20 protein-coding genes are annotated in these 22,243 nt (G+C 59.6%); 10 read left to right on the forward strand and 10 right to left on the reverse strand.

The window, feature by feature from the left end; translation table 11 throughout:
* On the forward strand, nucleotides 1-1,032 hold the full coding sequence (locus GbCGDNIH8_RS09570) for an aliphatic amidase (RefSeq protein ID WP_072572999.1): 1,032 nt from the start codon (nucleotides 1-3) through the stop codon (nucleotides 1,030-1,032).
* A gap of 4 nt (nucleotides 1,033-1,036) precedes the next feature.
* On the opposite strand, the gene GbCGDNIH8_RS09575 is transcribed toward GbCGDNIH8_RS09570, so the two are convergent.
* Nucleotides 1,037-1,513 (reverse strand): hypothetical protein, encoded by a 477-nt coding sequence (locus GbCGDNIH8_RS09575; RefSeq protein WP_157692617.1) that lies wholly within the window; start codon nucleotides 1,511-1,513, stop codon nucleotides 1,037-1,039.
* Between the two features lie 96 nt (nucleotides 1,514-1,609).
* Here GbCGDNIH8_RS09575 and GbCGDNIH8_RS09580 point away from each other — a divergent pair, with 96 nt between their 5' ends.
* From GbCGDNIH8_RS09580 to GbCGDNIH8_RS09590, 3 genes are all read left to right on the forward strand, one after another.
* Nucleotides 1,610-2,509, forward strand: a complete 900-nt coding sequence (locus tag GbCGDNIH8_RS09580) for a LysR family transcriptional regulator (protein WP_072573001.1) — start codon at nucleotides 1,610-1,612, stop codon at nucleotides 2,507-2,509.
* Nucleotides 2,510-2,600: 91 nt separating this feature from the next.
* A complete protein-coding gene (locus GbCGDNIH8_RS09585) occupies nucleotides 2,601-4,031 on the forward strand; it encodes a hypothetical protein (RefSeq protein ID WP_157692618.1) in 1,431 nt (476 codons plus the stop codon).
* Nucleotides 4,032-4,478: 447 nt separating this feature from the next.
* Nucleotides 4,479-5,129 (forward strand): CarD family transcriptional regulator, encoded by a 651-nt coding sequence (locus GbCGDNIH8_RS09590; RefSeq protein ID WP_072573003.1) that lies wholly within the window; start codon nucleotides 4,479-4,481, stop codon nucleotides 5,127-5,129.
* Between the two features lie 34 nt (nucleotides 5,130-5,163).
* Here GbCGDNIH8_RS09590 and GbCGDNIH8_RS09595 read toward each other — a convergent pair whose 3' ends face one another.
* Complete coding sequence (locus GbCGDNIH8_RS09595) at nucleotides 5,164-6,843, reverse strand: NAD(P)/FAD-dependent oxidoreductase (protein ID WP_072573004.1); 1,680 nt, start codon at nucleotides 6,841-6,843, stop codon at nucleotides 5,164-5,166.
* 190 nt (nucleotides 6,844-7,033) lie between these two features.
* Between GbCGDNIH8_RS09595 and GbCGDNIH8_RS09600 the strand changes: the two genes are divergently transcribed.
* Entirely contained in the window at nucleotides 7,034-7,897 is an 864-nt protein-coding gene (locus GbCGDNIH8_RS09600) for an EcsC family protein (protein ID WP_072573005.1), read from the forward strand.
* Nucleotides 7,898-7,950: 53 nt separating this feature from the next.
* On the forward strand, nucleotides 7,951-10,410 hold the full coding sequence (locus GbCGDNIH8_RS09605; protein WP_072573006.1) for a mechanosensitive ion channel domain-containing protein: 2,460 nt from the start codon (nucleotides 7,951-7,953) through the stop codon (nucleotides 10,408-10,410).
* Between the two features lie 68 nt (nucleotides 10,411-10,478).
* Here the strand turns inward: GbCGDNIH8_RS09605 and cysD are convergent, their stop codons facing one another.
* The 3 genes from cysD to GbCGDNIH8_RS09620 are packed head-to-tail and all read right to left on the reverse strand — an operon-like array spanning nucleotide 10,479 to nucleotide 14,158.
* A complete protein-coding gene (gene cysD / locus GbCGDNIH8_RS09610) occupies nucleotides 10,479-11,420 on the reverse strand; it encodes a sulfate adenylyltransferase subunit CysD (protein WP_475690354.1) in 942 nt (313 codons plus the stop codon).
* A 38-nt stretch (nucleotides 11,421-11,458) separates the two neighbouring features.
* Nucleotides 11,459-12,391 carry a 4-(cytidine 5'-diphospho)-2-C-methyl-D-erythritol kinase gene (locus GbCGDNIH8_RS09615; RefSeq protein ID WP_072573783.1) on the reverse strand — a complete coding sequence of 311 codons (933 nt, stop codon included), beginning with the start codon at nucleotides 12,389-12,391 and terminating at the stop codon, nucleotides 11,459-11,461.
* Between the two features lie 9 nt (nucleotides 12,392-12,400).
* Complete coding sequence (locus GbCGDNIH8_RS09620; RefSeq protein ID WP_072573784.1) at nucleotides 12,401-14,158, reverse strand: tetratricopeptide repeat protein; 1,758 nt, start codon at nucleotides 14,156-14,158, stop codon at nucleotides 12,401-12,403.
* Between the two features lie 175 nt (nucleotides 14,159-14,333).
* Between GbCGDNIH8_RS09620 and GbCGDNIH8_RS09625 the strand changes: the two genes are divergently transcribed.
* The gene (locus GbCGDNIH8_RS09625) at nucleotides 14,334-15,182 is read left to right on the forward strand and encodes a uracil-DNA glycosylase (RefSeq protein ID WP_072573007.1); all 849 of its coding nucleotides are present in this window, start codon (nucleotides 14,334-14,336) and stop codon (nucleotides 15,180-15,182) included.
* Nucleotides 15,183-15,328: 146 nt separating this feature from the next.
* A complete protein-coding gene (locus GbCGDNIH8_RS09630) occupies nucleotides 15,329-17,167 on the forward strand; it encodes a lytic transglycosylase domain-containing protein (protein WP_072573008.1) in 1,839 nt (612 codons plus the stop codon).
* A gap of 405 nt (nucleotides 17,168-17,572) precedes the next feature.
* Here the strand turns inward: GbCGDNIH8_RS09630 and GbCGDNIH8_RS13220 are convergent, their stop codons facing one another.
* From GbCGDNIH8_RS13220 to GbCGDNIH8_RS13310, 3 genes are read right to left on the reverse strand one after another with little or no spacing between them, the layout of a single operon-like run.
* Nucleotides 17,573-17,719, reverse strand: a complete 147-nt coding sequence (locus tag GbCGDNIH8_RS13220) for an oleate hydratase (protein WP_253736010.1) — start codon at nucleotides 17,717-17,719, stop codon at nucleotides 17,573-17,575.
* Nucleotides 17,720-17,728: 9 nt separating this feature from the next.
* Nucleotides 17,729-17,923 (reverse strand): oleate hydratase, encoded by a 195-nt coding sequence (locus GbCGDNIH8_RS13225; RefSeq protein WP_072573010.1) that lies wholly within the window; start codon nucleotides 17,921-17,923, stop codon nucleotides 17,729-17,731.
* Nucleotides 17,833-18,027: an oleate hydratase gene (locus GbCGDNIH8_RS13310; protein ID WP_072573011.1), complete on the reverse strand. Its 195-nt coding sequence runs from the start codon at nucleotides 18,025-18,027 to the stop codon at nucleotides 17,833-17,835. Before GbCGDNIH8_RS13310 ends, GbCGDNIH8_RS13225 begins: the two co-directional genes overlap by 91 nt.
* A 193-nt stretch (nucleotides 18,028-18,220) precedes the next feature.
* On the opposite strand from GbCGDNIH8_RS13310, the gene moaB reads away from it, so the two are divergent.
* Entirely contained in the window at nucleotides 18,221-18,751 is a 531-nt protein-coding gene (moaB, locus tag GbCGDNIH8_RS09655; protein ID WP_072573012.1) for a molybdenum cofactor biosynthesis protein B, read from the forward strand.
* Nucleotides 18,752-18,755: 4 nt separating this feature from the next.
* Here the strand turns inward: moaB and GbCGDNIH8_RS09660 are convergent, their stop codons facing one another.
* Nucleotides 18,756-19,442: a DJ-1/PfpI family protein gene (locus GbCGDNIH8_RS09660; RefSeq protein ID WP_072573013.1), complete on the reverse strand. Its 687-nt coding sequence runs from the start codon at nucleotides 19,440-19,442 to the stop codon at nucleotides 18,756-18,758.
* On the reverse strand, nucleotides 19,439-20,878 hold the full coding sequence (locus GbCGDNIH8_RS09665; protein ID WP_072573014.1) for a chloride channel protein: 1,440 nt from the start codon (nucleotides 20,876-20,878) through the stop codon (nucleotides 19,439-19,441). Before GbCGDNIH8_RS09665 ends, GbCGDNIH8_RS09660 begins: the two co-directional genes overlap by 4 nt.
* Before the next feature lie 111 nt (nucleotides 20,879-20,989).
* Between GbCGDNIH8_RS09665 and GbCGDNIH8_RS09670 the strand changes: the two genes are divergently transcribed.
* On the forward strand, nucleotides 20,990-22,189 hold the full coding sequence (locus tag GbCGDNIH8_RS09670) for a PA0069 family radical SAM protein (protein WP_253805628.1): 1,200 nt from the start codon (nucleotides 20,990-20,992) through the stop codon (nucleotides 22,187-22,189).
* Nucleotides 22,190-22,243: the final 54 nt, after the last annotated feature.

A 22,243-nucleotide genomic window follows, 5' to 3' on the forward strand; every position in this document is an offset into this window, starting at 1 on the left:
ATGATGCATGGTGATATTTCCAGCTCTGCCGATACGGTTGGCGTCGCTGTCGTCAATTACAAAATGCCGCGCCTGCATACGATCGAGGACGTGCACCGCAATGCCCATACCATTGCCGAGATGATCATCGGCATGAAAGCCGGCCTGCCGGGGATGGATCTGGTGATTTTCCCGGAATACAGTACCCACGGCATCATGTATGATGAGGCCGAAATGATGGAAACTGCTGTTTCCATCCCCGGACCGGAGACCGATATTCTGGCCGATGCCTGCCGCCGGGCCAAGGTGTGGGGCGTGTTCTCCCTGACCGGCGAGCGGCATGAACAGCATCCGGAAAAACGGCCCTACAACACCCTGATCCTGATCGACGATACCGGAAAAATCGTTCAGAAATACCGCAAGATCATTCCATGGACACCGATCGAAGGCTGGTATCCTGGCGATCAGACCTACGTGTCTGAGGGTCCGAAAGGGATGAAGATCAGCCTCATCATCTGCGATGACGGCAATTATCCTGAAATCTGGCGTGACTGCGCCATGCGTGGGGCAGAGCTGATCGTACGCTGTCAGGGCTATATGTATCCCGCGAAAGAACAGCAGATATTGATGGCTAAAGCGATGGCATGGGCCAATAACGTCTATGTGGCCGTGGCCAATGCGGCTGGATTTGACGGGGTCTATTCCTATTTCGGCCATTCCGCGATCATCGGTTTCGACGGACGCACCCTGGGTGAATGCGGGACGGAGGAAAACGGCATCCAGTATGCCCAGCTCTCCAAAGCTCTGATCCGCGACGCCCGCAGGAACGGGCAGTCGCAGAACCATCTCTACAAGCTGCTGCACCGCGGCTATACCGGCACCATTGCTTCCCGAGAAAATAGCAGCGGCAAGGCGGAATGCCCCTATTCCTTCTACCGTGACTGGATCACCGATCCTGAAGGCACCCGCGCCAAAGTCGAGGCCCTGACCCGCAGTGAACCCGGTGTTGCTGATTGCCCGGTTGCCGGTGTGCCGACACCGACAGGTTCATAATTTTTTACCGCACAGCAGGCGGTCTGATCACGGTCAGCATGACAAGCATGACTTCCGCGACAATGGCGATGCCAATCGGAAGCCAGACCATCCAGCCACTGAGCCATGCTCCGGCTGCATAAAGCGGTATGATCACCAGTGTCAGGACCAGACCGCCTGCATGCCGGAGCCGAAGGGCAAGGCCTGACAAAATCAGGCAGGCCCCCGGAATGGATTTTATGGCCACATCCCATGGATGGAGCCGGATAAACCCGTTGCCTAGCGGCCCTTGCTGACCAATCCCCGTTGGCAGCATCACCTCCAGCAGCCAATGCGTGATGTCCGCGGCATCACGCAGGCTGTCCAGCACCAGCGTCGCCAGCAGGATCAGAACCAATGGCAGCAATGCCAGCGCCGCCGCGCATAATGCGGCAACGATGCCTGCCCATCCCAATCCCGCCCCCAATCCTGCTCTCACCCTCGCGCAAAAAACGTGCCTCATTCCCGTGCTATCCATCCAACCGCCCGGCAGAGGGCATGCTTGTCAAAACAGATGCCGGACCCGAATAATACCGGTGACTGATGACGGGACATATCAATGCTCGATGTGCTGCGGGCAATGCGGGTTTTTCTCCGGGTTGCCGAACTGGGCTCGTTTTCCGCGGCAGCGCGGGCGATCAACATGTCCCAGCCGATGATCTCCCGGCAAATCGGCATGCTGGAGGATCATTTCGGCACGCAACTGGTGCAGCGCTCCACCCGGCACCTGCATCTGACCGAGGAAGGCGAGGCCCTGCGGGAGCATGCACGCCGCATCATCGACCAGTTGGAAGCCGCTGAGGAAGCGATCGGCCGAGGTGCCAGACCACCTTCCGGACGAGTGCGTATCAGCACCCCGACTGCATTTGGTCTGTATCTGTCCGGTCAGATGGCCGCCTTTCATCAGCTGTACCCCGATATCGATGTTGCCCTGAGGCTGAGCGACGAAACCGTCAATCTGATCGAGGATGGACTCGATCTGGCGCTGTATGTCGGCGGCGTGCCTGAAACTTCCATGATCGTCCGGAAGATTGGCAGTGCGCGGCGCCTGCTGGTTGTCGCCCCTTGCTATATGGCTGGACGGGCTGAACCTGCCTCTCCTGCGCAGTTGAAGGATTTCGACTGCCTGACCTATGCCGGGCCGGGCAGCGATAGCGCTTGGGCCTTCATCACGGGCGGCGTCTCCTCACCCCTGCCGGTCCATAGCTGGTTTTCCAGCAGCAGCAGCGAGGCCACTCGTCGTGCCGCTCTGGCGGGGGCCGGTATTGCAGCCCTGCCCCATTACATGGTGGAGCAGGATCTTCAGGAGGGGCGACTGATCGAATTATTACCACAGGACCGGATGGAACCATTGGCCGTGTTTGTCGCCTACGCATCGACACGCCATCTGGCTCCGCGCTGTCGGGTGCTGATCGATTTCATTGCCCGCACCTTCAAAAACGCTCCGGGAACGATCTGATTTTATCCGTCATGTCTGTTTCTGACGATGAAACAGGCTCCGACCAGCTTCAGTCTGCAAAGGACATTAGGCGCCCATGTCTCGGAAAAACATGTCTCGGAAAACCATTCTGATTGCCGCTCCATTGATCATCGTCGCTGTCGGGGCCGGAGGCTACTGGTGGATACATCAGAAGGCGGAAACCCGACTTCTGGCAGAATTGCAGGCCTTTCAGAACAGACTCAGGCCTGACGGAAGCATGACCTATTCCAGTGCCGAACCGGCATTGTTGCAGCGGGGCGTCATCCTGCATGACGTGACACTGCACTATCAAACGCACCTCATCACGGCCCGCACGGTCTCGGCCCATGACGTGTCCGACAATACCATCGGACAGCTTGAGCTGGAGGATGTAACCGAAACAGAGCCTGAAGACCGGGCGACAGCAACCGCCAGACACGTGACAGTCAAAGCGCTGATCATCCCCGATAAAGGGGAAGAAGAAGCGATAATGCCTGAAAAACTGCGCTTTGACCGATTGGATATGGCCGAATGGGAAGTGGTTTTCCTGCCCCGCCAGCCCCCCCACTCGGCCAAGGCCGATGATGGGGATGCAGATGGAAAAGAGCGTCCCGTCAAGGCCCGCTTCGAAAGCTTTACCATCGACCACTGGGGGATGGGTCAGACCTCCGACCTTCGCTTCACGGGGCTGGAGGCCCTGATCCCGCAAGCAGGCCCGAAGGCACATCTGACAGTCCGGCAAAGCGCATTGACCGGGGCTGATCTGACCACCCTGATCGAGGGTGCCCGGCATGGTCACCCTCGATCCTCCCTTGGTCAGAATGTGGTCTTTGAAACCAGCGGCATCAAACTGGAACAATCCTCTACTGCTTTTTCCTGCGGGCATGTCCGCTCCCAGGAAGCTCACTCCGGTGCCGGAGATGTGGATACGGATATGACCGTGGAGGATCTGACCATTCCGTCCGTTCAGGAGACCATTGCCCCGCTGACGCATACGGACATCCTGCAACAGCTTGGATATACAAGCCTGTCCGGTTCTTTTGCCATGCAAAGCCACTACACCGCAGGGAACCAGACATGGCAGCTCCGCTCGCTGCGGGCGGATATTCAGAAGGCAGGAACACTGACGATATCCGGGACGCTGGTCGGTTTACCGCCTGCAGCGCTCGATACCGGAGAACCGCTGGCTTTTCTGCCGGCCAGACTGTCTGCACTCAGTCTCACATGGAATGAGGCAGGACTGACGAAAAATATCGTCACTCTGATCAGCCAGCAGCGCCAGGTAACACCGGAACAGGTACAGCAGGCAACGCTCCAGCAGATGGACATGCTGTCTCATGGTATGCCGGCGAAAATCGTGCCGGTTCTGGACGCAGTGAAAGCATTTCTGCGCAATCCACATTTTCTGAGCCTTTCGGCGACGATGGATCCCCCGGCCCCACTCCTGTCCCTGCTCAACCCGAATGACAGCCTGCTGAACAGCATGACCATCAGCGCCACAGCCGATCCTGTCACACGATAATATCGCCTTATACATACTCTGAAATATCTTACAGGATTGTCATAAACTGGTCGGAAACAGAGTAAAATCTGACATAATTCGGCCTTTATTGCTGAACTGATTAACAGAACAGGCGTTAAGATTTCGCAATCCACCGGCATTTATGGGATTGTATTCGCCATCATGGCAGACAGACGGCTATCTGTCCTGATTGTCACTTGAGAGAGACAGGTTCCGTTCATACACTTGATCCATCGACTTCAGATGTCTTCCCCAACTGATAAACTGCGGGGCCGTGCAAGCGGCTCCGTTTTTTTGTCTGCCACAATAATGTAAAAAAACACGCAGGAATGATGCCCTGCCGTGCGTGAAGGCCTGCAAAATCGTGCAGGATCGTGTATGATGGCTCCGGCAATATGACCTGCTTCGCCTGATCAGGGCGTTGAGACCGGAGCACCAGAAGAAACAATGGCAGTCGTCGTTATCACCAAGGCTATGACCGATGAGGCGTTCGCCGCCACCGCCGCACAGAGCAGCCCTGCTGCCAAGCAGTTTAAAACCGGCGATGCGGTGGTCTATCCGGGCCATGGTGTAGGCCGTGTCGATCATGTCGGTATGCAGGATGTTGCAGGCCACAAGATCGAGATGATCCAGATCTCCTTCGCTGAAAACCAGATGACCATTCGCCTGCCCGCCGCCAAGGTGGCGACGACTGGCCTGCGCAAGCTGTCCAGCAAGGCCGATGCGGAAAAAGCGATTGCCGCCCTGTCCGGCCGCCCCCGAATCAGCAAGGTAATGTGGTCCAAACGGGCACAGGAATATCAGGCACGGATCAACTCCGGCGATCTGATGGCACTGGCAGAGCTGCTGCGTGATCTACGCCGCAATGCAGGCAGTCAGGATGGCAGCTTCAGCGAGCGGCAGATTTTTGAAACCGCCCTTGATCGCTTTGCCTCCGAGATTGCCACCGTGCGCGGTGAGGACAAGGCCGTTACCTCCCAGCAACTGATTGCACTGCTGATCAAAGCACAACCTGCGTCGGCTGCCGCCGCTGCCGAAAAAGCCGCTGCCAAGGAAAAAGCCGAAGCCAAGGATAAGGACGCCGACGCGGAAGACTGATCTCCTCCGCATCCATCAGGTGCATCAGACGGTTTCAGCCATAGACCGTCATCGCTTCTCCCCCTGGCTCCCGGCTAAGGGGGGTGGCGCTGCCGGTAATGCTGAGAGCCACAGCCTCGGCGATGCGGATACCGTCTACTCCGGCGGAGAGAATTCCTCCCGCATATCCCGCCCCTTCCCCGGCCGGAAACAGGCCCGCTGTATTCAGACTTTGCCCTGTGCCATCGCGCCGGACCCGCAGGGGTGAGGACGTGCGGGTTTCCACCGCCGTCATCACCGCATCCTCCATCGCGAAGCCCTTGATACGTTTGTCAAAAGCGGGCAGCGCCTCCCTGATCGCTGCAACGGCGAAATCCGGCAGACAGGTGGACAGATCCGTCGGCGTCACACCAGGACGGTAGGAAGGCGGCACGCTGCCCAGCGAGACGGAAGCACGTCCGGCCAGAAAATCCCCGACCTTCTGCGCAGGAGCTCTATAGCCACCGCCTCCGGCCTCGAACGCACGGCGCTCCCAATGACGCTGGAACGCGATACCCGCCAGCGGGTCCGTTGCTGCATCCCCCGGAAAATCGGCTGGCGTGATCCCAACCACGATCCCGGCATTGGCGTTGCGCTCGGCGCGCAGATACTGGCTCATGCCATTGGTGACGACATGGCCAGGCTCAGAAGTGGCCGCCACCACCGTACCCCCCGGACACATGCAGAAGCTGTATACATCCCGACCGTTGGAGGCATGATGGACCAGCTTGTAATCCGCCGCCCCCAGCAAGGGATGGCGAGCAAAATCCCCGAAACGATTACGATCGATCAGAGCCTGCGGATGCTCGATCCGCACGCCGATGGAAAGCGGCTTGGCCTCCATATAGACGCCCCGCGCATGCAGCATCCCGAATGTATCACGGGCGCTGTGACCGACCGCGAGAATGACGTGATCAGTGGCAATTCGCTCGCCAGCATTCAGCACCACACCCCGGATCTGCTGACGACCATCAGCCAGCACCTCGATATCCAGATCGGTGACCTGGGTTTCAAAGCGGTATTCTCCCCCCAGCGCTTCGATACTGGCCCGGATACGTTCCACCATCGTCACCAGACGGAACGTGCCGATATGGGGTTTGCTGATGGTCAGGATTTCCTCCGGGGCTCCGGCTGCGACAAATTCCGTCAGCACCTTGCGGCCATAAAAATGCGGATCCCGGATCTGGCTGTAGAGCTTGCCATCCGAGAAAGTCCCCGCCCCGCCTTCACCGAACTGCACGTTAGAACCGGGATCAAGCTCCCCGCGCCGCCACAGTGCCCATGTATCCCTGGTGCGAGGCCGCACCGGTTTGCCGCGTTCCAGAATAATCGGGCGAAAGCCGGTCTGCGCCAGCACCAGCGCAGCCATCAGCCCGCATGGTCCAGCCCCGATCACCACAGGTCTGGAGGGCAGGCTCTGCGGAGCCTGCGCCACAAAGCGATAGCCGGTATCGGGGGCCGGCATCACGCGGTGATCCGGCGCACACCGTGCCAATACTGCCTGCTCGTCCTTCACCGCCACATCTATCGTGTAGATCAACGCGATGGAGGAACGCCTGCGCGCATCATAGCCGCGACGGAAGACCGTGCTGCTCAACAATGCATCCGGTGTAATACCCAGTCTGGCGATCACCGCTTCATCCAGCGCATCCGGGCCATGATCAAGGGGGAGTCTCAGTTCAGTCAGGCGTAACATCGGCAGGAAAAATCCGCTTTCTCGCCCGGAGGCGATATGCCGGTCCGGTGCTGTGCCTGTGCTAGAGGAAAATGCCCGATCATGAAAACCGGCAATCCTCAGGGCGGATGGAAAAACACGCCAACCACCCGCTACCCCCGGCGTTATAGTCTCACACCAGCATGCCCGCACGGATCAGGAGACCATCCGCATGACCGAAAGCAGCCAGAGCCAGAATTCAGCCAGCGCCCTGACCCCCGCCAGTCTCAGCCTGACCCCGGCCGACGCCGCGACGCTGGAAGAAGCCGTCCGAGCCCTGCATGACAGTCGCGGCCTGCTGGTGCGTGGGGCCGATCTGGTGGCCGGGCTGATCGGTCAGGCCGCCACCTTTGGTATCAACCGTCTTTCGCTGACCCGGCGCTATGCCGAGAAAATCCATGGGCTGGCCGAGGCTGCCCTGCGGCGTGCTTTTGATGTGGCGATTCTGGGGATCGACCATGGCAGCCACCTGTCCAGCGCCGGCGGTGCGCGTTTCATTGCCGCGACCAGTGGTGCGCTGGGCGGGCTGGCCGGAATGGCCGGTTTCCTGCCCGATGCCACCGCGACGACCCTCCTGATCATGCGCAACATTGCCACCATCGCCCGGGAAGAAGGGGAAGATCTCAGCCAGCCGGAAGCACGGGAGGCATGCCTTCAGGTCTTTGCCTTCGGGGGGCCTGCACTGGGAAGGCTTGGAGCGCTGTCAGAAGAAGCCGATACCGGATACTGGTCCGCGCGCCTGTTCCTGCAGGGCCGCCCCCTGGTGATGCTGTTTTCAGAGGTCGCCAGCCGTTATGGCGTGCGGATCGGGGAAAAATTCGCCATGCAGGCCATACCGCTGATCGGGGCCGCTGGCGGAGCGTTGGTGAATACCGTGTTTCTGGATCATTATCGCAGGCTGGCAAAAGTGCATTTCACCATCCGCCGTCTGGAGCGCCAATACGGTACGGTGGCGGTGCAGAGTCTCGCCCGTACGATTTCCGACCGTATCCGCTATGGCAATGCCCTGCCGGAGGATGCCTCGGCGGCTGCGTAATTGCTCCTTCCCCTGATTGACAAGGGGCCTGCTTCCATGGTCCCCAATAGCCCATGAGTCAGAAACGCCACGGCCTGATATGGCTGCTCCCTGTCCTGCTCATGATGCTGGCGATATGGCCAGCCTGCCTGCGGGCAGAAGACGCAGCCTCTCCGCACCATGCTGCGTCCTCGCTGACGCCGGAACAGACCAAAGCCGCGCTGGAAGTAATCGGGGATGCCCGTAAACGGGACGAGTTGATCCGGATTCTTCAGACACTGCCAACGGACAGGGCCGACAAGGCTTCATCCTCCGACCAGCCACAACCAGCCAAGGCAACCGACGATAAAGCCGCCCCTGCCAACACAGCGGCGACAACCACCACGCCGCCAGATCAGACGACAAAAAACGCGGCGGCATCACCGAATGCAGCCCCTGCAAAATCCGATACAGCCGGGCTTGCTCCCAACAGTCTGGGTGCGGAGCTGATCAAATCCTCCGGCTCGGCACTCGATGATGCTTCTGTCAGGCTGAAACATTCCATACGCTCCATCGCCGAAGCGCCGCTTTTTTATTACTGGCTTCAGGGACAGATGAGCCAGCCGGAGCGAAAGCTGTTGCTGGTGCGCTGTCTGGTCGCCCTGCTTGCCTGCATGGTGGCGGGTGGTCTGGCAGCATGGGGGACTGTTGTGCTCACGGCGCCGTTCCTGAGCCGTCTGTTTGCCCGCAACACCGCTTTATACTCTGTTGAAACAGAGAATAATCTCCTCCCATCCGAAACACCGGATGAAGAACAGGCCGATACAAAGGAGAGAGAGAAAGAAACCTCTCCCGAACAATCGCCCCAGTATATTCATGCAGAAAGGGTGCTGTCGCGTTTTCCCTCCATTCTGCTGGCAGCCATCATCACCGCCCTGCCAGTCGGCGCATTTCTGCTGACGGCAGCCGCCCTGCTATGGCTGACCACTTCCCCTGACATACGGGGGCCGGCCATTGCCTGCATCAAGGCAACCGTTTTCGGTGCCATGGTGCTGGTACTGGGGCGCACCATGCTGCGCCCAAAGGCAAAAGCCCTCCGGCTGATCAGGATATCGGACTCCCTCGCGCAATATGGCTATCGCTGGTTGCGACGCCTGATCATCGTCGAGACGATCGGGGCCGCCATTGCCGGAATCGGTGCCAGTCTGGGTCTGTATAATCTTGCGGTCGAGGCTATTCTCAAAATTACGGCACTGGCCATCTATCTCTGTCTGGTCATCATCATCCTGCAAAAACGGGCATCCGTGGCAAAGCGCATCTCCCAGGGTGCGGAAGGCCGGGGATCATGGGCAGCGCTGCGCCGTACTCTGGCCCCCATGTGGCACTGGCCAGCCCTGCTTGGCCTCGCGGCTTTCTGGCTGGTCTGGGCTTTGGAAATGGAAAATGGCCTGCACAGGCTGGCACATGGCGCCATTGTGACGGTTGCCATCCTGACAGCGGCAAGGATTATCTCGCTGCTGCTGCTCGGCCTGCTGTCACGCATTGTCCGACCTTCCTCCGAGAGACGCGAACGGCATCCGGAAATCGCGTTGCGGGCGGATCTCTATTATCCCTATCTGAAACGGCTTCTCTCCGCCGTACTGACTGTGGCCACACTGGTGATCCTGCTGCAAAGCTGGGGCATTCCTACCCTGACATGGTTTAATCAGGGCGCCATTGGCAGCCGTCTTCTCTCCGCACTGATTACCATCGGCGTGACGGTCACGCTGGCGGTCATCATCTGGGAAAGCGTCAATATCGCCAGCGAGAAGCATCTCGCCCGCCTGACCGCCAGCGCCCAGTATGTGCGCAGCGCCAGAATGCGCACTCTGCTGCCGATGTTCCGCACAGCCCTGCTGATCGTCATTCTGGCGATCATCATCATGACCGTGCTGAGCGAAATCGGCGTCAATATCGCTCCGCTGCTGGCCGGCGCAGGCATTGTCGGCGTAGCCATCGGCTTTGGCTCCCAGAAGCTGGTGCAGGATCTGATCACCGGCATTTTCCTGCTGCTGGAAAACGCCATGCAGGTTGGGGACAGCGTGACCCTGAGCGGTCTGTCCGGAACGGTGGAGCATTTGTCCATCCGCACCATTCGGTTGAGAGCGGGGGATGGCTCCGTGCATATCATCCCGTTCAGCTCCGTCTCCACCGTGACCAATGCCAATCGCGGTATCGGCAACGCCGCAATCAGCGTGACGCTTGCGCTGGGTGAGGATACAGCGCAGGTCAGCCAGATCATCAGGGATATCGGTGCCGAACTGCGCGCCGAAGAAGAATTCTCAGACAGGATCACCGGCGATCTGAGCGTGTTTGGCGTCGATAAAGTGGATATCTCCGGCGTGACTATCACCGGTCAGATTCCCTGCACCGATACCGGTCGCACCCCGGTGCTGCGAGAATTCAACCGGCGGATGTATCAGCGTTTTCAGGAAGCCGGTATCCGCTTCGCCATCCCGCAACAGGCTGTCACCGTGCTGTCTGACGATATGCCTGCCGCCACACCAGCAGGCTGAAAACCATCAAAAAAGGCGGCGCCATCACAACAGCGCCGCCTTTTTCATGCTCCCGCACTATTGCGGGATCAGAAATAACCCTCACGCTTCTTATGTTCCATCGAAGCACTTTCATCGCGATCAATGATACGACCGCCGCGCTCGGAAACCGCGGCATTGGACAGTTCTTCGATCACGCCATCAATATCCGTGACCGTGCTTTCCAGCGCCCCGGTCAGCGGCCAGCAACCCAGCGTGCGGAAACGCACCATACGCGGGCGAATTTCCTCACCCGGCTTCAGATCGATCCGGTCATCATCGATCATGATCAGCGTGCCATCCCGCTCCAGCACCGGACGCTCCGCTGCGTAATAGAGCGGCACGATCGGGATGTTCTCGGCCCGGATGTATTCCCACACATCCATTTCCGTCCAGTTGGACAGAGGGAAAACACGCGCCGTCTCTCCCGGACCGAGGCGTGTATTATACAGATCCCATAATTCCGGACGCTGTGCTTTCGGATCCCATGTCTGGCTGGCGCTGCGGATCGAGACAACACGCTCCTTGGCGCGGCTTTTTTCCTCGTCACGGCGGGCACCGCCGAACGCGAAATCATAGCCGCCTGCTTTCAGAGCCTGCTTCAACGCTTCGGTCTTCATGACCTGTGTATAGATGGAAGCGCCATGGTCGAACGGATTGATCCCCGCCGCACGGCCTTCCTCATTGGTATGCACGACCAGCTTGATACCGTATTCCTTGGCGATGCGGTCGCGGAACGCGATCATCTCCCGGAATTTCCATTTGGTATCGATGTGCAGCAGCGGGAACGGCATCGGCATCGGGTAGAACGCCTTGCGCGCCAGATGCAGCAGCACGGAACTGTCTTTGCCGATCGAATACAGCATCACGGGATGACGGGCTTCCGCAACCACCTCACGGATGATGTGGATACTTTCATCTTCCAGCCGCTTCAGCGGGGAGGACGGATCGAGCGTGGTGACTTTCGTGGCGGTCATGGTCAGTCCGGTCATGGCAAAAGTGAGTAACAGCGTATCGTCCAGGCAGGGCCTTACAGGGCCGTTTTCTCCGGCAGGGAAGATGTCTTATACAGGCCTCCGCCCCAGCACCAGCCACCCGACCCGCTCTGCGCCTGCAATACCTGCGCGGCATCACGCGCTGCATCGGGATGGTCGAACAGGGTGAAGCATGTTGCCCCCGAGCCTGACATGCGCGTCAGACGGGCACCTGGCAACCCTTCCAGAACACGGATCAGTGTCCCGATGGCGGGACAGAGCCGCATGGCGGGAGGCTGAAGATCATTGCGGGATACCGCCAGATCACGCAGCAACGCCGCCATGTCCGGCCAGCCGGATGTGGTCAGCGTGGCCTCCGGCGTGAAACCGGCCTCACGGTTGCGGAACACCTCCGGCGTTGATACCGGCACACCGGGATTGGCCAGCAACAGGCCGATCTCCGGCAGTGCAGGCAGCGCCTCCAGCCGTTCACCGATGCCACGCATCCGGTAGGTACCGGGTTGGAGGCAGACCGGCACATCCGCCCCCAGCGAGATCGCAATTCGGTGCAGATCCTCCGCCGCAGGAGACACCCCCCATGCACGGCTCAACAGACGCAGCGCTGCCGCCGCATCGGAGGAGCCTCCGCCGATCCCGGATGCAACCGGCAGGCGCTTGTCGAGCATGATGGTCCCGCGCGGTTTGACTCCGGCGAGCGCTGCCAGCGCACGGCCCGCCCGCAACACCAGATTATCAGGCTCGGCCCGCAGCGTCTCCGCCCCCGGCCCTTCCAGCTGCAAACCCAGCCCGACCGCCTGATCGCCATCCCGATAGCGCAACACATCACAGGCGCCGGCAAACACCGCGAGACTGTCGAGCAGATGATAACCGTCCGACCGCCTGCCCGTCACATGGAGGTACAGGTTGATCTTTGCCGGAGCAAAAGCGACATCCTGATCAACACTGCCGAAGGCAACATCATCACTCACGACCATGCCTCAGGGAGCAATTTTCGTCGTGGAACCATCCGCATCCTGATTGGCCTGTTCCAGCCGGGATTCAAGGCGTGGCCGCTCAGTCGGATCGGGATTGAGGCTCAGAGCACGCTGCCATTGATAGCGTGCCTCCAGCTTGCGCCCTATCGCCCAGTAGGCATCGCCAAGATGACCGTTGATGGTCGGATCATTCGGCACCAGCTCCGCCGCGCGTTCCAGATAACGCACAGCCGCGCGCCGGTCTCCCTGACGCAGCAGCACCCAGCCAAGACTGTCGATGATCGCGCCGTCATTGGGTTTGATCTCAACTGCTCGCTGGATCAGTTGTCGGGCGCGCTCCAGATGCATGCCCTGTTCAGTCCAGGAGTACCCCAGATAGTTCAGCACGGCCGCCTGATCGGGAGACAGGCTGAGCGCCTTCTGAAAATCCGCCTCGGCGCGCGGCCATTGATGCAACCGCTCCAGCGTTACGCCACGATTGTAGAACACGACCCAGTCATGCGGCTGTGGATTGGGCAGCAGGGCAATGGCCTTGTCATAGGCCGTGAGGGCAGCCTCGAACTGTTGTTTGTTGCGCAGGATGTCGCCACGCAGGACCAGCGGGAACGCAAAACTGGGGAACTGCTTCGACAAACGATCGAGAATGGCCAGTGCCTGATCGGTATGACCGGTTTCATCCAGCAGCACTACGCGGCGCACTTGAGCCAGAGGGGCCAGCGGATCACTGTCCTTGATACCGCTGAGCTGTTCCAGCGCCCCCTCCTTGTGCTTGTCGGCATCGAGAATATCAGCGGACAGCAATTTGGCTTCGGTGAAATCCGGTCGCAGGTCCAGCGCCATACGCAGCAGCAGACGAGAGGCATCTGCCCCTCCCGGCTGCTGACGCAGCGTTGCGGCCAAGGCCAGATAAGCCTCGGCAATGCCATCCGCAGGTGTGGGAACAACCGGCTTCGCACTGGCTTCGATCAGCGCAGGAACCGCCATTCCCAGCACCTCTCCACCACTTCCCAGACTGTTCAACAGACGAATGGCGGCTTCAGGGTGCCCTTCTCTGGTTTGCCAGCTGGCCATGATGCGGACCAGACGCAGATTCTCCGCACCCAGACTATGGGCTGCAATGTCGTAGAACGAGGCCGCTTCCTGCTTCCGGCCGGCCTGATCAGCAATCAGGGCTGCATGCAGTGCATAAATACCCTGAAGCTGGCCGCCCTGAATATGCGGCAGCAGCGTTTTCAACGCACCGTTGATTCGGTCCGCGCCCGCCTGCGTCCAGGCGGAAAACAGGGGCTGAAGAAGCTGGGTCAGGCCATTCTGACCGATGCCAGCATAGCGCTGGGATGCTGCATCCCAATCCCCATCCCGCACGGCATCATTGGCCAGTACCAGTTGGGCCGCCGGATTTTCGGGGAGTTGCCGGGCCAGATTAATGGCCTCCGGCCGGCCGGCCATGAGACAGGCGATAAAGGCCTGCCTGACCAGATCACGGTTACCCGGATCAGCCTTCATCGCCTGCAACAGCGAATCGGCTGCCTGATTGAAAGCCCCCTGCAATGCTGCATGTCGCCCGGCGAGAAAATCACCGTAAGCCCGTGCACTGGCATCCTCGGCAGCATTCTGATGCGACCCGGCAGAAGATGAAATATGGAGCAGATGGCCGATCCCCGAAAACGACCCGCTTCCTACGCCAGAGGCCGCACATCCCGCTAACAAACTGGCTGCCAGCAATACGCCGCGCCTCCATGTTGTCCGCATGGGTGTCATGGCGGGTACAGTTCCGACCCGGCTCAAAAATCTGGGAAATCGCATATCCGGCAGCAGAGGATTCTGTGACATGTATGGCATCTTATCCATCACCAGCCCCGCCGCCAATCAGCAGGAAGAACAGTTTCTTTTCTTCGCACTTGCATCTGTCCGGTTTCGGTCGGAATAACCATTCATGGATGCGCTCGCGGCTTTGCACCTGCAACTGGAATGGGGGGCGGACGAGGCACTCGGTGACTCACCGGTGGACCGGTTCGCCATCGCCATGGCCTCTGCTCAGGCGCCTTCCCGCATCGCCCCTGCGGACCTGCATCCGGTGTCAGCCGCAGCTCCACAGCCTGAACCGCACAATATTCCTGTCCATGCTGTTCAAAGGCCCGCGGCCTTTGCAGGTAAGGCATCGCTGTTGCCGCAACAGGGTGCCGCCCGTCTGGCAGCGGATATTGCGGCCGAGGCATCCACTCTGGATGCTTTACGCGCCGCTATGGAGCAATTCGATGCTTGTCCCCTGAAGGCCACAGCCACGCAGCTGGTTTTTTCAGACGGCACCTATGAAGCCGGGTTGATGCTGATTGGTGAAGCGCCAGGCGCAGAAGAAGACCGGGCCGGAAAACCGTTTGTCGGCCCATCCGGGAAATTTCTGGATCGCATGCTGGCCAGCGCAGGCATCACGCGGGAACGGGATTTCGTCATTGCCAATCTGATTCCCTGGCGCCCCCCCGGAAACCGGAATCCGACCGAAACCGAAATTCTCCAATGCCTGCCCTTCCTGCTGCGCCATATCGTGCTGGCGCGCCCCCGGATGCTGGTGTGTCTGGGAGGTGTATCAGCCAAGGCGCTGACCGGCAGCACTGTCGGAATAAGACGGCTGCGGGGAAAATGGACGGATATTGCCATCCCCGGACTGGATTCGCCGTTGCCGATGCTGCCAATGCTCCATCCAGCCTATCTGCTGCGGAATCCGGGGGCCAAGCGGGAAGCCTGGGCGGATATACTGTCCCTGCGAAAAGCGCTGGATGGCTGATATGCTATCAGAGCATATTTTTGCTGAAACCATTGAAAAACGTTACATTCCCCCCTTCACGAAGCGATTTGGCAATGATATTTGTCGCGCTGTGAAGCCCTGAGAGCTTGCCTGCACCGCTTTTGGCGTGTAGCGCACCCCTCATCATGCGTGGGATCAGACAATCGATCTCCCGACTGGCAGGTGCGCGTGCCCTGCTGGCGGGAGCGGCTTTTCTGGCCAGTGCGGCCAGTGGGCATGCTCAGTCCATGGATGAAGTGGCGATGGCGATGCCGCGGATCCATCCTCCTCAATTCGGCGTGCCCGGGCTGCCGCAACCGCTGTCGCCCAGCGATGCGGCCCTGGTACGGCATATTTTTGATGCACAGGCTCATGGCGATCTGACGGAAGCCAGACAGGCGACCGACAGGCTTGATACGAGCTTTCCACTCGGCAAGGCCATGCTCGGCCATATACTGGCTGACCGCTATCTGGGTGCGTTCCATAAAAGCACACCTGCCGAGCTGAAAGACTGGCTGGCCCATTATCCGAACCATCCTTCCGCCCCGGCAATCCATGCTCTGCTGCTGACCAAGGCAGACAAAAAGGATACGCTGCCCCCAGCACCCCAGGTGGTCACCTTCGACCCGGCGCCCGGCAATGACCCTGTTCCCGAGGATGAAACCCCTCAGGATATCAGCTTCAAACGCCTGCCGGGACTGGATCACAGCGTTCATGAACGTGCAGCCTCCGGCCATGCCGATGCAGCGCTGCGGATGATTGCCGCCAACACGTCAATCTCCGCAACTTACGGGGCGCAGCTTCGTGCCGAAGTCGCGCAGATCCTGTTCACACTCAATCAGGACAACGAGGCGCTGCGGATCGCGCTGGAAGCCGAGCAACAGGGGCATGGCAAGGTCGGGTTGGGCAGTTACGTGTCCGGGCTGCTGCTATGGCGCAAGGCCGAATATCAACAGGCCATGGCGCATTTCGAGGCGGCATGGAGCGCGGAGATGACTTCAACCGCCATTCGCACCGCCGGAGCGTTCTGGGCTGCACGTTCCCATCTGCGCAGCCACGATCCGGCAAATTATACTGTCTGGATGCATAGGGCTGCGGAGCAGCCTCGCACGTTCTATGGCTTGCTGGCTCGCCGTGTTCTGGGGGTAGGGATCGAGGGTTCACTCTCCCTGACCAGAGAAACCCTCGGCACAGCCGATCTGGAAGCGATCTCAGCCACCGAGGCCGGGAAAACCGCCTTCGCCCTGCTTCAGGTGGAGCAGCCGGATCGGGCAGAGCAGGAATTCCGGCGTCTGGCAGGGCAATCCCTGAACAATACCGCCATGATCCATGCGCTGATGCTGGTGGCTGACAAGGCGGGGCTGCATGATCTCAGTGCCCAGCTTGCAGCCCTCAATCAGGCGGCAGATGGGCAGCCGCATGATTATGCACGCTTCCCGGTACCTGCCCTGAAACCACAGGGCGGTTTCAGCATCTCTCCGGCCCTGGTCTACGGGCTGACCAGAGTCGAATCCAACTTCAACGCCTCCGCGGTATCCGCCGTCGGGGCGCGCGGGTTGATGCAGTTAATGCCGCAAACCGCGAATTACGTCGCAGAGACCCATACCGGTGCAGCACGGCTCCATGACCCGGCAGTCAATCTGAAACTGGGACAGCGTTACGTGGCCTATCTGGCAGATAGCGATGTCACAGGGGGAGACCTGTTGCGCATCCTCGCCAGTTATAATAGCGGGCCCACCAGCTTTTCCCGCTGGGGTGCCCAGATTCAGCATCACGGTGATCCGCTTCTGTTCATCGAAGCAATTCCGCTGGAGGAAACCCGCAGCTTCATCCAGCGCACCCTGACATATAGCTGGATCTACGCTGCACGGCTTGGCATTGACGCGCCCGGTCTGGACGAACTGGCGGCCGGGATTTTCCCGCATTTCACGGCCGCAACCCCGGACAGCCAAAGTCTGAACCGGATGAAGGCCAGACTTCACTGAATGAAGAAACACGGGTGCTTCTCAGGCTTTTCCGCGCCACAGCCATCTTTGGGCGACGGAAGCGGAAAAGCCTGAAAACAACCGGCGGCTTCGATGTAGGACAAGCTGTAGACAAATCCTTTTATTTTTTACCGCAGGTCAGGCAAACGATGCAGCAGGCGTTCGCCGGAAAAGAATTCATCATTATTCACCGTACGTGCCGCCTTCAGCATCGTGCGGATATCATACTGAACCGGGCTGATCGGAAAAATGTAGCTGCCGGTTTCAGGTGAAGCTCAGCATCCAGTTAGAATCCGTGAAGGTGATAACACCAACCGTCACGGTCTTTCCGGAACAAGGATCGTTGATTGATAATTCTTTCAGTCTATCAGACTATGGTGATGATTTGCAGATAATCGTAGCCGATTACCAGGTCGATTTTCCAACATCGCTGTAAAATTTCTTCGGCTTCCCAAAAACCGGAGACAGGCGCGCAAGATTTTTCCACAGCGTCCAGTCGCGCTCCAGTACCGGCGCATGATCCATGTCACCGTACGTTGCGCTTTCCGTCATTGATCCCATCTATGCAAACACAACATCTTTGGCACTGACAGGAAGAATGCTGTCTTTGCCATCGATTGTAGCCCTGATCACACCAAGGAAGCGGTGCATGTAAAATTTCATTTTCAGCAGGCTGTGCCAGTTTTCAAAAGCAAATATGGGAAACCAGAAAAACCAGGCACTGGTTTGCAGAAATGCCTCTCTGAAATACTGCACGATGGCGATGTCCCCCCTCGCATCCCACCATCACGAACCAGGTAACAAGCCGCCGCACGCCCGGCGATACCATTGCCGATGATCCATGCCTTGCGCCCTTCCACCTGCTGCGCAGGGAAGGACCGCTTGCGCGTCGCGCGGGATCACACCGGCAGGCAGGGCCGCCAGGCGTATCCGTCATCAAATGATTTTGCGCCTTATCAACCCGGCCTGTGCAGATATTGAATGCTGTGTTTCACAGCGACGGCAGACTGCTCTAAGAAAGCATCCTTCAGATGTATCAGGGGAGCTTGCGGCATGTCGCGCATTGATGAGACCAGAGCCTTCATCCCGGTCAACATCGCCATCCTGACGGTCTCCGATACCCGTACGCTGGCCAACGATACGTCCGGAGATGCGCTTGCCACGATGATTGGAGAGGCAGGCCACACTGTAGTGACGCGGGAAATCATCAAGGATGATGCGGATGCGCTGGAGGCCACTTTCCGCGGCTGGATCGCCACCCCCGAAATCGACGTGATCATTTCCTCCGGCGGCACTGGCGTCACCGGGCGCGATGTCACGCCGGAAGCGCTCGACCGCGTGCTGGAAAAGAAAATCGAGGGGTTCGGGGAGCTGTTCCGTATGCTGAGTTACCAGAAAATCGGCACCTCGACGATCCAGTCACGCGCTCTGGCCGGGGTTGCCAACGGAACCTATATCTTTGCGCTGCCCGGCAGCACCTGCGCGGTAAAAGATGCCTGGCAGGACATTCTGCGTTGGCAACTGGATATCCGTCACCGCCCCTGCAATTTCGTGGAACTGATGCCACGCCTGAAAGAACGCTGAGCCATCACTCTGTCAGTTTTTGTGCCGTGATACGGTCAATGATCTGCCGTCTTGCGGCACGTCCCCCTGCCAGCATCTCCTCCACCGCGGCACGTATGGCAGGAGGCGCCTGCTCCGGATGCCCCGACTGGAATGGCGGTGCCGGCGCATATTCCATCTGAAGCTGAATGGACTGGGCCAGCGCCTCCCCGCTCATGGCCGCGATGACACTGAGTGCAAGATCAAGCCCGGCTGTCACGCCACCGCCGGTCAGCAGCTTTCCATCCCGCACAACGCGCGCCTGCACCGGCTCCGCCCCGAAATCGCTCAGAAAGTCATGCGCCGCCCAGTAGGTGGTGGCTTGCTTCCCGCGCAGCAGACCCGCCGCCCCCAACACCAGCGCCCCCGTGCAAACGGAGCAGACAAAGCGCGCCGTCTCCGCCTGTTTCACAAGCCAGGTCAGCACCTCCTGATCTTCCAGCAGGGCATTGATCCCCCTGCCGCCGGGAACACAGATCACATCCAGTTGGGGAGATTCGGAAAGCTTCGTATCGGCCTCTATACGCATACCGCCTTCCGCCATGACCGGACCTGTTTCTTTCCACAGCAGATGCACCTGCGCATCGGGCACATGGCAGAAGGCCTCCCACGGGGCCGTCAGGTCGAGCTGCGTGATCGCCGGAAACAGCAGTAACCCGATATGGATGGTCATTTGCCTCCCCCCTGTGCGGTCTCCCTGACCGGAGACGGCAAGGGGATCGTCATGGCGAAACGCCGCGCCAGTGCGCCATACAAGGCGCGGCGGCACACAAAACGTGACACTGCGAATGCCATCATGGAGGTCGCCATCAGCGGTATCAGCATCGACTGATTATCCGCCATCTCCATCACGATAACCGCCGCCGTAATCGGGGCCTGCACCACTCCGGAAAAATACGCCACCATGCCCAGCAACACCACCGATCCGGCAGCCAGCCCCGGTACCAGCCGCGCCACCCATTCCCCAAGCCCGGCCCCAATGGCGAGGGAGGGTGCGAAAATCCCGCCCGGAATGCCGCTGAGGTAGGATGCGGCCGAGGCCACCAGTTTCAACAGCGCAAATTTCAGCCCTTCAGTATCGCCCGGAATGCCGGTCACCATATCACGCGCCTGCTCATATCCCGTGCCGTATGTCTCACCATGAGATAGCAGGCCGGTGATAGCCACGATCAGGCCGCACAATGCCGCAAACAGCACCGGATACTGTTTCACCAACCTCCCGAGCGCACCAGGAAAGCCCTTGGCGGCACGGATGAGCAAGGCGCTGAAAGAACCTCCCAGCAATCCCCCCAGTGCCGCACAGAGCACCATGGCCATCACTTCCGATGGTCCGAACTTCATCGTCGCATCGATATGGCCGAAATAACTGTAATTCCCGACCAGAGCGATCGTCACAACGCCGGAAATCACCACCGCCGCCAGCGTATTACCGGAGGTTCTGGCCTCATAGGAATGGCTCAACTCTTCGATCGCAAACACGATCCCGGCGAGTGGCGTGTTGAAGGCAGCAGCGATCCCGGCCGCTCCCCCTGCCAGCACAACGCTGCGTCGTAATTCCGGCGTCGGCAGATGCAGCAAGCGACCCAGCGCATTCATCACGGAAGCCCCCACCTGCACGGTTGGTCCCTCCCTGCCGATGGATGCACCGCAGGCAAGGCCCAACAGGGTCAGCAGTACTTTACCGACGGCGATGCGCAGGGACAAAATCCTGTCGACCTGGCGCACGTCTGCCAGATCGAGCGAAGCAATCACCTGCGGGATCCCGCTTCCCTCTGAACCGGGAAAGACGTATCGCGCCATCAGAAACGAGACAACCAGCCCGCCGGGCGCCAGAATCAGAATGATCCAGGCGCCATGGGCGATCACCGCGCTGAACACATCCTGCGCCCGGTCTGCCAGTTTTGCGAAAGCGATAGCGGTCAGAGAAACCGCGACGGCACCACCCCAGAACACCATCCGCCGAAACCAGAGCCGTGTGGACATCATCGGCGAGCGCCTCAGCCGTCGCGCCCGGGCCGAGCGTGTCATACGGCGCACTGAATCAGACAGGGATGACGTGCTGTCCTGCTCCATCCCCTGCGAGTGGGGCGCATCCGGTTGTTCATACATTGTTCTGGACTCCTTGCTCGGATCACCCTAATCTGCAAAAGAACATAAAGGGAACAAGCGATGGGCCGCCAATCGTCCTCCCCCCATTCAGACCATGCCTGTGACACCGCCATGACATGCCCCTCTCATGCCCCGATGGAACTGCCGGAGGCAATGCCATCTCTGGCCAGAAAAGGGCGTGGAGCCGTGTCAGAACCTGGTATCCGCTATGACCGTTACCAACCCGTTCCATGTGATGATGGCTGGGGCAGTCTGGAAGATGCTCCCGGCGCCCTGCCGACGACCCTGATCCGCGACAGCAGCCGCACGGCCATCAGTTGGAATGACAGCCCTGATATCGGTTTTGATCGTGCCATCAACCCGTATCGCGGCTGTGAACATGGCTGCATTTATTGCTTCGCGCGCCCGACCCATGCCTATCTCGGCTACTCGCCGGGGCTGGATTTCGAAACCAAGCTTCTGTTCAAGCCGGAGATCGCATCCCTGCTGAGCAAGGCGCTCAGTCGCCCTTCCTACGTGCCACGCCCCATCGCGCTGGGCAGCAATACCGATCCTTATCAGCCGGTGGAACGCCGCCTGCGCCTGACCCGCTCGATTCTTGACGTGCTGGAGCGGTTCGAACACCCCGTCACCATCGTCACCAAATCAGCAGGGGTGCTGCGAGATCGTGATATTCTGGCACGGCTGGCGGAGCGAAAACTGGTCAGGGTGTATCTCTCCGTGACAACGCTGGACCCCGCTCTGTCCCGCCTGATGGAACCGCGGGCGGCCAGCCCGTCCAGACGTATTCAGACCATCGAAGCCTTGCAACAGGCGGGCATTCCGACCGGTGTGCTGGCAGCCCCCATGATTCCCGGCCTGAACGATGCCGAACTGGAAGCCATTCTGGAGCAGGCCGCCAAAGCCGGGGCCAGACAGGCAGGCTATATTCTGCTGCGCCTGCCGCAGGAGGTCGCCCCCCTGTTCCGGGACTGGCTGGAGCATCATTTCCCTGCCAAAGCCCGTAAAGTCCTGAACCTGATCCGGGGCATGCGCGGCGGAAAGCTGAACGACGCGGAATTTCACAGCCGCTTCCGTGGAGATGGTCCCTATGCCGCCATGCTGCGCAGCCGGTTTCAGCGGGCGGTCAAGGCTTACAGGCTTAATACGGCCATGGAGCCGCTTGACGTGACCCGGTTCTCATATGCCGCACAAAGCCCATCGGGAAGGAATGAAGCAGTCTCCAATCCAGCCAGTCCATCACCGTCCCCGGTTACCAGACAAAGCAGGCAACAAGCCGACGGACAGGAGCGGCAACTTTCTTTATTCTAAAATCAGCAAGTAAGGTGTTGGACAATATCTGGCAGCCCGGTGATTCGGCTACCT

The sequence above is a fragment of the Granulibacter bethesdensis genome (assembly GCF_001889545.1).
GTDB classification, from domain to species: Bacteria; Pseudomonadota; Alphaproteobacteria; order Acetobacterales; family Acetobacteraceae; genus Granulibacter; species Granulibacter bethesdensis_B.

Coding starts and splice junctions, on each gene's coding strand:
- GbCGDNIH8_RS09630 (WP_072573008.1), top strand. CDS start 15,329: ATGCGTGGGATCAGACAATCGATCTCCCGACTGGCAGGTGCGCGTGCC.
- GbCGDNIH8_RS09600 (WP_072573005.1), top strand. CDS start 7,034: ATGACCGAAAGCAGCCAGAGCCAGAATTCAGCCAGCGCCCTGACCCCC.
- GbCGDNIH8_RS09625 (WP_072573007.1), top strand. CDS start 14,334: ATGGATGCGCTCGCGGCTTTGCACCTGCAACTGGAATGGGGGGCGGAC.
- GbCGDNIH8_RS09585 (WP_157692618.1), top strand. CDS start 2,601: ATGTCTCGGAAAACCATTCTGATTGCCGCTCCATTGATCATCGTCGCT.
- GbCGDNIH8_RS13220 (WP_253736010.1), bottom strand. CDS start 17,719: ATGACGGAAAGCGCAACGTACGGTGACATGGATCATGCGCCGGTACTG.
- GbCGDNIH8_RS09620 (WP_072573784.1), bottom strand. CDS start 14,158: ATGACACCCATGCGGACAACATGGAGGCGCGGCGTATTGCTGGCAGCC.
- GbCGDNIH8_RS09590 (WP_072573003.1), top strand. CDS start 4,479: ATGGCAGTCGTCGTTATCACCAAGGCTATGACCGATGAGGCGTTCGCC.
- GbCGDNIH8_RS09580 (WP_072573001.1), top strand. CDS start 1,610: ATGCTCGATGTGCTGCGGGCAATGCGGGTTTTTCTCCGGGTTGCCGAA.
- GbCGDNIH8_RS09575 (WP_157692617.1), bottom strand. CDS start 1,513: ATGAGGCACGTTTTTTGCGCGAGGGTGAGAGCAGGATTGGGGGCGGGA.
- GbCGDNIH8_RS09570 (WP_072572999.1), top strand. CDS start 1: ATGATGCATGGTGATATTTCCAGCTCTGCCGATACGGTTGGCGTCGCT.
- GbCGDNIH8_RS09595 (WP_072573004.1), bottom strand. CDS start 6,843: ATGTTACGCCTGACTGAACTGAGACTCCCCCTTGATCATGGCCCGGAT.
- GbCGDNIH8_RS09605 (WP_072573006.1), top strand. CDS start 7,951: ATGAGTCAGAAACGCCACGGCCTGATATGGCTGCTCCCTGTCCTGCTC.
- GbCGDNIH8_RS09660 (WP_072573013.1), bottom strand. CDS start 19,442: ATGACCATCCATATCGGGTTACTGCTGTTTCCGGCGATCACGCAGCTC.
- GbCGDNIH8_RS09670 (WP_253805628.1), top strand. CDS start 20,990: ATGACATGCCCCTCTCATGCCCCGATGGAACTGCCGGAGGCAATGCCA.
- moaB (WP_072573012.1), top strand. CDS start 18,221: ATGTCGCGCATTGATGAGACCAGAGCCTTCATCCCGGTCAACATCGCC.
- GbCGDNIH8_RS09665 (WP_072573014.1), bottom strand. CDS start 20,878: ATGTATGAACAACCGGATGCGCCCCACTCGCAGGGGATGGAGCAGGAC.
- cysD (WP_475690354.1), bottom strand. CDS start 11,420: ATGACCGGACTGACCATGACCGCCACGAAAGTCACCACGCTCGATCCG.